The organism is Brochothrix campestris FSL F6-1037 (genome assembly GCF_000525915.1).
Lineage (GTDB): Bacteria > Bacillota > Bacilli > Lactobacillales > Listeriaceae > Brochothrix > Brochothrix campestris.
Genome location: NZ_AODH01000035.1, coordinates 36,540 through 49,113, shown reverse-complemented (window position 1 = coordinate 49,113; position 12,574 = coordinate 36,540). Strand labels below are relative to the sequence as shown.

At 39.7% G+C, this 12,574-nt stretch carries 9 protein-coding genes and 1 pseudogene; 8 read left to right on the top strand and 2 right to left on the bottom strand.

Translation table 11 applies throughout. The features are described 5' to 3' along the window. The coding region (locus BCAMP_RS12650) for a LysM peptidoglycan-binding domain-containing protein (protein WP_156921193.1) at positions 1–598 on the bottom strand (598 nt) is incomplete at its 3' end. Between the two features lie 283 nt (positions 599–881). Between BCAMP_RS12650 and BCAMP_RS15200 the strand changes: the two are divergent. After that, positions 882–2,478, top strand: a pseudogene (locus BCAMP_RS15200) (preprotein translocase subunit SecA); the annotation flags it as partial. Between the two features lie 21 nt (positions 2,479–2,499). Continuing rightward, on the top strand, positions 2,500–3,291 hold the full coding sequence (locus BCAMP_RS15195) for a hypothetical protein (RefSeq protein ID WP_456297563.1): 792 nt from the start codon (positions 2,500–2,502) through the stop codon (positions 3,289–3,291). Between the two features lie 204 nt (positions 3,292–3,495). Here BCAMP_RS15195 and BCAMP_RS08075 read toward each other — a convergent pair whose 3' ends face one another. Next, positions 3,496–3,879, bottom strand: a complete 384-nt coding sequence (locus BCAMP_RS08075; protein WP_035314930.1) for a hypothetical protein — start codon at positions 3,877–3,879, stop codon at positions 3,496–3,498. A 241-nt stretch (positions 3,880–4,120) separates the two neighbouring features. On the opposite strand from BCAMP_RS08075, the gene BCAMP_RS08070 reads away from it, so the two are divergent. The 6 genes from BCAMP_RS08070 to BCAMP_RS08045 all read left to right on the top strand — a co-directional run bounded on the left by BCAMP_RS08070 (position 4,121) and on the right by BCAMP_RS08045 (position 12,525). Then, entirely contained in the window at positions 4,121–5,845 is a 1,725-nt protein-coding gene (locus tag BCAMP_RS08070) for an ABC transporter ATP-binding protein (RefSeq protein WP_035314929.1), read from the top strand. Further along, positions 5,842–7,656 (top strand): ABC transporter ATP-binding protein, encoded by a 1,815-nt coding sequence (locus BCAMP_RS08065; protein WP_035314928.1) that lies wholly within the window; start codon positions 5,842–5,844, stop codon positions 7,654–7,656. Before BCAMP_RS08070 ends, BCAMP_RS08065 begins: the two co-directional genes overlap by 4 nt. A 132-nt stretch (positions 7,657–7,788) precedes the next feature. After that, complete coding sequence (locus tag BCAMP_RS08060; protein WP_035314927.1) at positions 7,789–8,499, top strand: MurR/RpiR family transcriptional regulator; 711 nt, start codon at positions 7,789–7,791, stop codon at positions 8,497–8,499. A gap of 155 nt (positions 8,500–8,654) precedes the next feature. Continuing rightward, positions 8,655–9,977 carry a PTS sugar transporter subunit IIC gene (locus BCAMP_RS08055; protein ID WP_035314926.1) on the top strand — a complete coding sequence of 441 codons (1,323 nt, stop codon included), beginning with the start codon at positions 8,655–8,657 and terminating at the stop codon, positions 9,975–9,977. Between the two features lie 79 nt (positions 9,978–10,056). After that, a complete protein-coding gene (locus BCAMP_RS08050; protein WP_035314925.1) occupies positions 10,057–10,791 on the top strand; it encodes a MurR/RpiR family transcriptional regulator in 735 nt (244 codons plus the stop codon). Positions 10,792–11,076: 285 nt separating this feature from the next. Continuing rightward, entirely contained in the window at positions 11,077–12,525 is a 1,449-nt protein-coding gene (locus BCAMP_RS08045) for a glycoside hydrolase family 1 protein (protein WP_035314924.1), read from the top strand. Positions 12,526–12,574: the final 49 nt, after the last annotated feature.

The window sequence follows — 12,574 nt, the reverse complement described above, 5'->3', positions numbered from 1 at the left end:
CTTCTTCGGCAACAGGAGCTTCTTCAGCAACAGGAGCTTCTTCAGCAACAGGAGCTTCTTCGGCAACAGGAGCTTCTTCAGCAACAGGAGCTTCTTCAGCAACAGGAGCTTCTTCAGCGACTACAGACTGCTCTGTTGCTGGATCTGTTGGTGTTAAGTCTTTTGCAACAGGCGTTTCTTGTGCAGAGTCTGAGGCCTTTTGTACAACTGCCGTTGTATCAATTGTATAGTCAACAGGAGGGACAGCGATTTTTTGATTAACAAAGATAATAGTCGACTGAAGGTTGTTGAATGCTTGTAATTTCTCAACAGTCGTGTGATTTGTTTGGGCAATTTTCCATAACGAATCCCCGCTTTTAACAATGTGTGTTGTAGGTGTTGTTAACACTTGTAATGATTGTCCAACGTAAATCGTATCAGACTCCAAGTTGTTTAACTGTTTTAATTTTTCAACAGTCGTTTTATACTGTTTGGCTAACCCCCATAAGGTGTCATTGAGCTTAACAGTCACATTCGTGGAAGCAGATGCAGCCACAGGTGCAACAATAGATGTAGCTGCAAGACTAGCAGAGGCTAGTGTCAGTGTTAGTTTTTTCATCGATTAATCTCTCCTTTTCATTTTAAAATAAGTGTAGGTTACGTAATATTTACCTTTTAAAAACAGGTTACACTTTTAATAGTACCTTTTTTTTATGCTGTTTTACAATGAAAGTCATTAAAAAACAGTGAGATAGCTACTTTTAGACTAAAAAACAACTAGTTTATTTAGTGTAGTGAAGGGACTTTACTGTCGAAGTAAAAAGACGAAACAGAGGATAAAACCACACAGACTGGTAACAATCTTGTATAATAAAGAAATAGCAATCAGGAGGATAATCCATATGAATCTTAGTACACACAACAATCAAATGACAGGATATCGTCGTTTAGCCCGACGAATCTTACAACAGAGTAAATTATATACTTATTTTGATGACAACGAATTTAAGGAACAAACAACATATTGGCGAGTTAAATTCAGCGCTGATGTTGATATAACGGAAGATGATCTTGTAAAAGCCTATGCTCTTTTGCGAGAGGCGATTCGCAGAGTTGTTGGATTTGAAGCAGCTTATGTCCAGTTAATTGGCGCATTGGCACTGGCAGATGGTTGCATTGCCGAAATGAAGACAGGTGAGGGTAAAACATTGGTATCGCTGTTTGTGTTATACAGTGAAGTATTACGAGGAAAAAAAAGTCCATTTAATTACAGCTAATACGTATTTAGCAGAACGAGATCGGGATGAAATTGGCCGTACGTTGGAGTTTATGGGATTAACTGTAACCTTAAATAGCGATGAAGCAACAACGGCTGAAAAACAAGCGATTTATCAAGGGGATGTTATTTATGGGACTGCCTCAGAATTTGGCTTTGATTATTTACGTGATAACATGGTTAAACACGTAGAAGATCGGGTGCAAACCGGTCTTGAATTTGTGTTGATTGATGAGGCCGACTCAATTTTAATCGATGAAGCCCGAACACCCCTCGTGATTTCGAGCATTAAATATGAGGATCTTTCTCTCTATGCGCGAGCAAATCGTCTGTTGCTAACGTTTGTAGAAAATGATTATACTTTGGATCAATTGAATCATACGGTATGGCTAACTGAAGCGGGGATTCGTAAAACAGAATATTTTTGGCAAGTAGCTGATTTGTTCGATTCAATTAATCAAACGGTGATGCGTGCGACAATGACTGCCTTGCGAGCACATATTTTAATGAAGAAAGATGAAAATTATGTCGTAATGGATGAGCAAGTTATTATCGTTGACGAAAATACTGGACGAGCAATACCAGGACGTCGCTATAGCGATGGAATGCATCAAGCTTTAGAGGCAAAAGAAAGGGTTAAGATTAATTTTGAGGCAACGACATTAGCTACGATTACGATTCAGAATTATTTTAGAATGTATCAAAAAGTATCGGGAATGACAGGCACCGCGACAACGGAAGCCGAAGAATTCAAAATGATTTACAACTTAGATGTCGTAGTGATACCGACGAACATGCGCATTAATCGCCAAGATTTAGCCGATGAAATTTATGCTACGAAGGCAGAAAAAGGGCGGGCAATCGTACGAGAAATTTTTAATAATTTAAAAGAAGGCCGTCCTTCTTTAATCGGCACAAACTCAATCCGAGAAAGTGAATGGCTGAGTGAACTGTTGAACAGGGAAGGGATTCCACATAACGTTTTAAATGCAAAAAATCATCGTTTAGAAGCGGCGATTATAGCAAATGCTGGGACCCTTGGTGCAGTAACAATCGCAACGAACATGGCTGGACGTGGCACGGATATTAAATTAGATGATGCCTCATTAAAACGGGGTGGGTTATGCGTTATCGGAGCTTCACGTTTTGATAGTCGTCGCATTGATTTGCAATTAATTGGCCGTTCAGGCCGGCGTGGTAATCCAGGACATAGTAAATTCATCCTATCGCTAGAAGATGAACTGTTGAAACAATTTGATAGTCGTCGTTGGGAAAAGTTCCGGTCGAAAAAGCGGCCAGAAACTGATCGGCCCTTGAAGGGGCGCTTTGTAAAAAAAGTAATGCGTTATGCCCAAGAAGCACGTGAAGCACATAACTTTGATGTGCGTAAACAGTTATTGCAATTTGATGAAGTTTTACATTTGCAAAGTCAAAAAATCTACGCGGAACGGTTTAAAATTATTAGTTTAACGGATACAAAGACATTCACAGAACAAATAATTTGTGGGATTGTCTCACCTATTTTTGCTTTAGCGGCATCGGATGAACGTAAAAAAAGTGCCATCTACGAACTGTTTGATGGGATTGCTTTACCAAAACGAATTGTCTCCTTAACAAAGCTAAATGAAAATGAGGGGACAGCCTTTTTGTTACAATGGTATCGTGATAATCGGTTGCGTTTTAATATGTACTCAATTAATGAGATAGAACGCAATCTCTTTATTGAAACAATTGATGAACAATGGATAGAGTATCTCTATGAAGTTGAAACAATCAAAGAAGGTATTGGTTTACAAGCATACGGTCAGATTAATCCGTTAGTTACGTTTCAAAGTGAAACGAGTGCGATGTATAATCAATTTATTGAGACATGTAATAAAATATATGCCCGTAAAATCTTAACGATGCCAGCTCCTTCAAGTACAGATGAAACAACATTAGCATTGGATGTCAATGAAGTGAAACGTGTAATGCGTGAAATGGGACTCGAGTCTAACGAAGAAGTGATGGTGCATTTAAGTAAGCATAAATCCTAAAAAAAGCGATTGCCAACTCAGAAAGTGTACCATTTTGTAAATGTCCTTTAGAAAAAAAGGACAACTTGTTGAAAATGCTGTCTGTATTTCACAGGCGGTCGTTTTTTAGTGACATATCTTTTCATGATAAACAAAAATCCCTTATAAGAGACACTCTGTCGTGTCCATCTTATAGGGGATTTATTATCAGCGGGTAAATGCTTTTTAGGCTTGACGTTTTTTGCGTGCGTTGCCAGGATTTGCTCCACGAATGTAGAAGAAGGTTAATCCGAGGGCTCCGACAAAGATAACACCGAGGCCGCACGTTAAAATAATCATTGGAATTGATAATTGTAAAATCGAGGCAAGTAGCAAGGCGACAACAAAACCATAGGCCGCGCCGTATCCTACAAAATGGCCAGGTTTACCATGACGCAAGCCATAATAAAGTTCAGCTGCAGTGGCACCGATAAAAACAACCGGAGCACTAATAAGAACGGACATAATCAGTCCGAGTAAAAGGCTACCATCAAATAAAATGATATATGAAATAAAGGCAAGTACAATGAACTGTACGAGCGTTGCTAAAAAGGTGACGATAAAACGCATGATAATACTTCCTTTCAAAAAACCGTGATACTTTATATTGTAGACGAAATCAGTTGAAATCACAATCAGTTTTGATTTGAAAGATCGGAAAGAGTAATCAGTTGACCGGTTAAAAATAATAGTGTTAAAATGCTTATCAGATGATAAGTGTTTTTCAAAAAACAAAGATTAATTACTGTATCGAAAAAAAATGTAAAAAGAAAAGAAAGTAAAATTGAAGAAATGATAGAGGTGAGAACGGATGTTTAAGTTGTTAGGTGGTTTGAAAAAGTACAAGGTTCCAATTAGTGTGATTATTATTTTGACGTTTATTGAAGTGATTGCGGAGCTTTACTTACCAACAATAATGGCAAATATTGTCGACAAAGGTATTGTTAAGGCAGATACCGCCTATATTTGGCAGAGCGGTATTCAAATGATGGGGTTAACGATTGCGACAATTATTTTAATGATTATTATCGTGTTTTATTCAGCTAAAGTATCGATGTCTTATGGGCGTGATTTACGCGCGCAAATTTTTGAGCGCGTGACTTCTTTTTCATTACAAGAGTTTAATAAGGTAGGCACGGCATCACTCATTACCCGAACATCAAATGATGTTGTGCAAATGCAAACCTTAACGATGATGATATTACGAATGATGCTAACTGCCCCAATCATGTTAATTGGTAGTATCGTGATGGCTGTGTCTCGTAATGCGAAATTATCGCTTGTTTTTTGTGTGGTGCTACCGATTCTCATGTTGGTAATGATTTTTATTGGGATGAAAGTAACGCCGATTTTCAAAAAATTACAAACGAAAACAGATGGCCTTAATCGCGTAATTCGTGAAGGTTTAAATGGTATTCGTGTCATTCGTGCGTTCAATAAAAGTGCGGATGAGCGTCAACGTTTTGATGAGGTTAATCAGGGCTATTCAGAAACAGCTATCTATGCCAATAAAGTAATGGCGTTTGCGATGCCAGTTATTATGCTAATTATGAATATTACGAGTATTGCGATTGTCTGGTTTGGTGGGAAATTGATTGGACAAGGTGAATTAGAGGTCGGTAATTTAATGGCCTTTATTCAATATGGGATGCAAGTGTTATTCTCATTTATGATGTTAGCGATGATGTTCGTACTCATTCCAAGAGCGGCTGCCTCAGCGCAACGTATTAATGATGTACTCGCATTAAAAACTGAAATTGTCGATCCAGTCAAACCACAGGTCTTGGATAATATTCAACATATCGCCTTTAATAAGGTGAGCTTTCAATTCGAACATGCCGAAAAACCTGCAATAGAACAGGTCAGCTTTACGGCTGATCGTGGTGAACAAATTGCCATTATCGGTAGTACAGGTGCTGGTAAATCAACGGTAATTAATATGTTGACTCGTTTTTATGAAGTGACGACAGGTGAAGTGTTGATGAATGGAGAGGATATTCGTCAAGTGGCGCAAGCTGATTTACGCAAACGGATTGGGCTTGTACCACAAAAGGCTTTATTGTTTAGCGGCACAATTGCTTCTAACTTACGCTATGGCAATGGCGAGGCAACTGATGCACAATTATGGCGCGCACTAGAAATTGCTCAGGCGGCTGAATTTGTACGCGAACTAGACAATCAACTGGAAGCAGTGGTCGAACAAGGTGGCGATAACTTCTCAGGAGGTCAAAAACAACGGTTGGCGATTGCCCGCGCCTTAGTTAAACAAGCTGATTTATATATCTTTGACGATAGTTTTTCGGCGTTGGATTTTAAAACAGATGCCAAGTTGCGTCAAGCGTTAGCTGTTTACGAACAAGATTCGATTATGATTACGATTGCCCAACGGATTACCTCAGTGATGGATGCCACTAAAATATTAGTGATGGATGAAGGGCAACTTGTCGGGATAGGAACGCATGAAACATTGAAAGCAACGAATAAGGTTTATCAAGAAATTATGCGTTCACAACTATCAGAGGAGGAATGGGCATGAGTCATGGACCAGGCGGACAAAAAATCGTCGAAAAACCAAAAGAGTTTAAAACAAGTTTTAAACGTTTGCTCACATACTTGCATCCGTATCGCTGGAAATTAATGATTGTGTTCCTCTTTGCGATTTTATCAACTATCTTTACAATTGTGTCACCAAAAATATTAGGTGAGGCGACAACATTGATTTTTAAAGGGATGATGAGTCCTGAACGGACGATTGATTACGGTGCAGTCGGTACGATTGTTATGTGGTTAATCGGATTATACGTGTTAAGTTCCTTCTTTAGTTTCATTCAACAGTATATTATGAGTTCGGTTGCACAAAAGACAGTCTACGATATGCGCAAACAATTAAAGGCGAAAATGGATCGTTTACCGTTAAACTATTATGATCAGCGTAACAATGGTGATTTATTGTCGCGGGCTGTCAATGATATGGATAACATTGCGAATACTTTGCAACAATCACTAACTACGGCGATTACAGCCTTAGTGACGATTATCGGGATTACGATTATGATGTTCACAATCAACTTCAACCTCACTTTAATCGTCTTATTGACAGTGCCCTTGAGCTTAATTGTTGTCGTACTAGTTGCTAAAAAGTCACAGTCGGCCTTTAAGCAACAGCAAAAAGAATTAGGCTTGTTAAATAATCATATTGAAGAGATGTATAGTGGCCATCAATTAGTGAAAGCATTTCAACAAGAAGATAAGTCGCTACAGTTGTTCAACGAAGGAAATGCGAGCTATTATCGGGCAGCGCGCCGAGCACAATTTATATCGGGTTTAATTATGCCGTTGATGCGTTTTGTTGGGAATCTTGGTTACGTTGGGGTTGCGATTGTCGGAGGATTCTATGCCTTGAATGGTCGTATCAACGTCGGGGATATTCAAGCCTTTATTCAATATGCTCGTCAATTTAGCCAACCCTTTTCGGATGTCGGTAACATTGCAAATGTGATTCAGTCAACGATTGCCTCAGCTGAACGTATTTTCGAAATGTTAGATGAAGAAGATGAGTTAGATATTATTCCATCAGCGACAGCTGACATCAAAGCAGCGTATCAAAACAGTGTTGCTTTTGAACATGTCTCATTTGGCTATGATAGCAAGGCGTTGCTGATGAACGATTTAAGTTTTACTGTTGCCCAAGGTCAAACAGTTGCGATTGTTGGACCAACTGGAGCAGGTAAAACGACCATTATTAATCTCTTGATGCGTTTTTATGATGTAACAGGCGGTAGTATATACATTGATGGTGTTAATATTCAAAGTATGACCCGTGAAGCGGTTCGTGCTAAATTTGGTATGGTGTTACAAGACACGTGGTTGTTCAATGGGACGATTCGCGAAAATATTCGTTACAGCAACAGTGCGGCAACCGATGCAGACATCGAAGCGGCGGCCAAAGCTGCCTATGCGGATGATTTCATCCGTAAATTACCTGAAGGCTACGATACAATTTTAGATGAGGATGGTAATAATATTTCGCAAGGACAAAAACAACTGTTAACGATTGCCCGTGCAATTATCGCTAATCGTGACATGCTTGTGCTCGATGAAGCGACTTCATCGGTCGATACACGAACAGAAGTGAATCTGCAACGAGCAATGGATAACCTTCGTAGTGGACGAACAAGTTTTGTAATTGCTCACCGCCTCTCTACAATTCGTGACGCTGATCTCATCTTAGTAATGCAAGAGGGTGCGGTTAGTGAGCGTGGAACGCATGAACAATTAATGGCACAGGCGGGTTTTTATGCAGACTTGTATAATAGTCAGTTCGGTACAGCTACTGATACTGAGTAAGCCGGCACTGAATTAAATAATGTAAAAAAGACCAGAAGTTGTTTCACTTCTGGTCTTTTATGTGTGCAAAAATGAACGCGTTTACAACGTTGGTTTGGTCCATAATAGAGTTAAGTAGAGGAGTGTTGCCAAATGATAGACGGTAGTCAGTTGAAAAAAATGACAGCAGTAGAACAGCGGTTATACGGGTATCTTTTAGCGAATCAGCAAGAGGTGAAGTATATGCGAATTCGTGAATTAGCGCAAGCAAGTGGTGTGTCAGCAACGACAATCGTTCGTTTTTCTAAAAAAGTGGGCTGTGAAGGTTTTGCAGAGTTCCGCCTAGAACTGCAACAGCGGCAGAAACAAGTGGATAACCACGAGCGTGTGTCTTACTCTCGAAATGTTGAAAAATTCCTTGGGCGAGTGAAAGGAAAGGAATATCAACAAAAAATAGTGGAGGCGCTCACGATTATTTCACAGGCACGTATTATTGTTTTTTTTGGAGGTGGTCAATCGGCTCTTTTAGCTGAATATGGTGCGCAGTTGGTTGGTAAAAAAAGGCCGATGAGTTTTTTTGCAACAGAAGTATTTCAGCTCGGACCAGCGCAACGAACAGATGAGCTTGTGGCAATTGTAATCTCGGCCTCAGGTGAAAATGAAAAAGTGATACAGCAACTAAAGGCATTCAAACAAAATAACCATCAAGTTATTAGCATTACAAACACACAGCACAATACACTTGCCCAGTTATCCGATGTAACTATCGCTTATTATACGGAATCGGTGTCAGTCATAGATGAACAACGCCACTCACAAGTACCGGTGCTTTATATCATCGAGGAACTTGCTGGAAGTTTGTAGCCAACAACATGTTAAGGTTGGTACAAGTTGTTCCTATTCAGGTAAAAATATCATGCGCAAGGTAACTGAATCATAATCGTTAATTGGTATTTACCAATCTAAAGTGAACGGTTACATTTGGAGTGTCCTAACAAAGGCAGAAAAGGAGTGAGGAAATGAGTCGAATAATGACAAAACTAGAGAATGGTATGGAACGGGTGCTTGTGCCGGTGGCGAATAAATTAAATTCACAGCGACACATTGCTGCTATTCGAGATGCTTTTATTTTAGTATTTCCCCTAATAATGGCGGGGTCGATTGTGACGTTACTTAACTTTGCAGTATTATCACCTGATGGTTTTATTGCGAAAATACTATTTTTACCGAAGTTGTTTCCTGATTTAGCGGGAGCGCAAGCAATCTTTTCACCTGTTATGCAAGGGTCGACGAATATTATGGCAATATTAATCGTCTTTTTAGTTGCCCGCAATTTAACGATATCATTCAAACAAGATGATCTACTAGCAGGGTTGACGGCGATTGGGGCATTTTTCATTATTTATACACCTTACGAGGTGATTGATAATCAAGCCTATCTGACCGTTAAGTTTTTAGGGGCGCAGGGGTTATTTGTTGCTATTATCGTTGGTATTATTGTCGGCGAAGTATTTAGTCGTTTAGCTCGCTCACCGCGTCTATTAATCAAAATGCCAGAGCAAGTACCACCGGCGGTTTCCCGCTCTTTTAAAGTGCTTATTCCGATTATAATGATTACGGTATTATTTTCAGTGCTGAATTTTGTGATTACGAAGGTATCACCTAATGGAATCAATGATTTGGTTTATTCTGTTATTCAAGCCCCATTAAAAGATATGGGAACAAATGTGTATTCAGTTGTTATTTTAGGTTTAGTCTCCAATTTACTATGGGTACTCGGTATTCATGGACCTAATACAATTGCAGCTATTAGAGATACGATTTTTACAGAGCCTAACTTAGAGAATTTATCTTATGTAGCTGCCCATGGAAATTCATGGGGAGCACCGTATCCCGAAACATGGGGTAGCTTGGCGGACGCCTTTGCTAATTATGGTGGTTCAGGCATGACGTTAGGTCTACTGATTGCGATCTTTATTGCCTCACGTCGGGCCGATTATCGTGACATTGCTAAACTTTCAATTGGACCGGGAATATTCAATATCAATGAGCCGGTGATATTTGGTCTTCCGATTGTATTGAATCCGCTTTTAATTATTCCATTTATTGTCACACCGGTTGTTAATACGGTTGTAGGGTATTTCTTCGTGACAACCAAATTGATTCCACCGGTGGCTTATCAAGTGCCATGGACAACACCTGGTCCGTTGATTCCTTTCTTAGGTACCGGTGGTAATTTCGGTGCGTTGGCAGTAGGTCTGCTTTGTTTAGCAATAGCAGTATTAATATATTTACCATTTGTTATTGTCTCAAACAAGGTGAAGATGTCAGCGACCGATTAATAACTGACTGTTTCTTTTTTGAGTTCCCTTTCATTCCGATTATTCGCTATAATTGAAATAGGGAACAGGGGGGATAATGATGTTTACAACTGCAGTAATTAAACAATTTACCGAGATTGAACAGCAACTTTATCGTTACATTAGAGATAATCGGGAACAAGTAATGTATATGCGCGTACGTGAATTAGCAGAGGCAACACAGGTATCAGCCGCTACCATTGTCCGTTTTACACGGAAAATCGGTTGCGAAGGTTTTTCCGAATTTAAACTGCGCTTAAAAGAAGAGGCTAAGTTGCCTGTACCGGAAAAGTTAAATAATACAGTGAAGGTTGCCAATGATTTTTTTAGTCGTGATTTAACAGCTGACTACGAGGCGGTTTTTGAACAAGCAGTTGCATTAATAAAGACCTCAGAACTCGTCGTCTTTTTTGGCATCGGAACTTCGGGGATATTAGCGGAGTATGGTTCACGTTATTTTTCTAATTTAGATCAGCGAACCTTCTTTGTAAAAGACCCCTTTTATCCAACGGTGGGTCGTCCTTTTAAGAAATCCGTGATGATTATTTTATCGGTTTCAGGTGAAACTGAACAAGTATTGGAACAAGCACGTAACATGCTAAGTAATGGCAGTAAGGTTATTAGTATTACGAATACAGCCCATAATACATTGGCATCATTATCGGATATTAATTTATCTTATTACGTGCCTCAAGAAAAAATGACCCATGCGAACATAACGACACAGTTACCTGTCTTATTTTTGTTGGAGGCCTTAGCTAAACGAAATTATGAAGAACTTTACAAAGAAAAGTGAAAACAGCTCGTTAGAAGCAAACGAGTTGATAGAAAAAGGGAGGCGACTATTTTGCGGAGATGAGGTATTTTTGAACTCACCCGACGACCTTGCTAGTAGACGCTAATATCAATCTGAGCCGAGACACTTACACGTCTCGGTTTTGTTGATGAAACAAAGTGTTTCATTGTTGAAATAAATATCAAACATGTGGTACATCGGTCTTATAAGATGAAAAGTATTTACCTATTGAGTGAAAGCGTATACATTTGATGTATAGACAAAATAAAGTATGGAGGTCATGATATGGAACATAAACGTTTAAGTCCGTTTCCAGCTGATTTTTTATGGGGTTCCGCCTCGGCAGCTTATCAAGTTGAGGGTGCTTGGGACCAAGGTGGCAAAGGGCCATCTGTTTGGGATAACTTTGTTCGCATCCCAGGGAAAACATTTAAAGAAACAACGGGAGATGTTGCAGTAGACCATTACCATAAATACAAAGAAGATGTGGCCTTGATGGCAGAACAAGGCTTAAAAGCCTATCGTTTCTCGATTGCGTGGAGCCGTATTCTCCCTGAGGGTAGTGGGGCAGTGAACGAAGAAGGTTTACGCTTTTATGAGAATTTGATTGATGAACTGTTAGCTCACCAGATTGAACCAGTCGTGACTTTATATCATTGGGATATTCCTCAAGCCTTGCAAGATCAGTATGGTGGTTGGGAATCACGTCAAGTGATTGCTGACTTTACGAACTATGCGACGCTTGTCTTTAACCGCTTTAAAGGAAAGGTAAAACATTGGGTTACCTTAAATGAACAAAATGTATTTATCTCACATGGTTACATGTTAGCGACACATCCACCTGGTGTATCTGATCCAAAACGCATGTACGCAGCAAATCATCATGCGAACCTTGCGAATGCTTCGGCAATTAAAGCCTTTCGTGAGTTGGGCGTTCCAGGCAAGATTGGACCAAGTTTTGCTTACGGACCAAATTATGCCATCGATTCGAAACCAGAAAATGTATTGGCGGCTTTGAATGCAGAAGAGTATAACGCTAACTTTTGGATGGATGTTTATATGTGGGGTGAATATCCGAAGGCGGTATTTACTTGGTTAGAAGAACAAGGCTGGGCACCTGACATTTTACCAGGTGATACCGAATTGCTTAAACAAGGGGCACCTGATTTTATGGGCTTGAACTACTATCAAACAGCGACAAACGCCTTTAATCCAATTGATGGTGTCGGTCTAGGGAAGATGAACACGACCGGTGAAAAAGGCACAACCGAAGAACAAGGGATTCCAGGCTTGTTTAAAAACGCAGCTAACCCTTATTTAGAAAAAACAAACTGGGATTGGGAGATTGACCCAACCGGTTTACGCATCGGTTTACGTCGGATTGCCAGTCGTTACCGCGTGCCAGTCTTCATTACTGAAAATGGTCTCGGAGAATACGATAAGTTAACAGCCGAGTCTGAGATACACGATGATTATCGGATTGACTATCTTCGTCGTCACGCACTTGCTATTCAAGAGGCAATTTCTGATGGTGTCGAGATGATTGGATACTGTACTTGGAGTTTTACCGATTTACTCAGCTGGTTAAACGGCTACCAAAAACGTTACGGTTTTGTATTTGTTGACCGTGATGAAGCGGATGAGAAAGACTTAAAACGCTATAAAAAAGATAGTTTTTATTGGTACAAAAAAACAATTGCAGCCAATGGTGCTAATTTAATTGATGAAAAATAACACGGAGAGCTGGCGGATGAGTCCGTTAGCTGAGCCGCTAGGAGGAAAT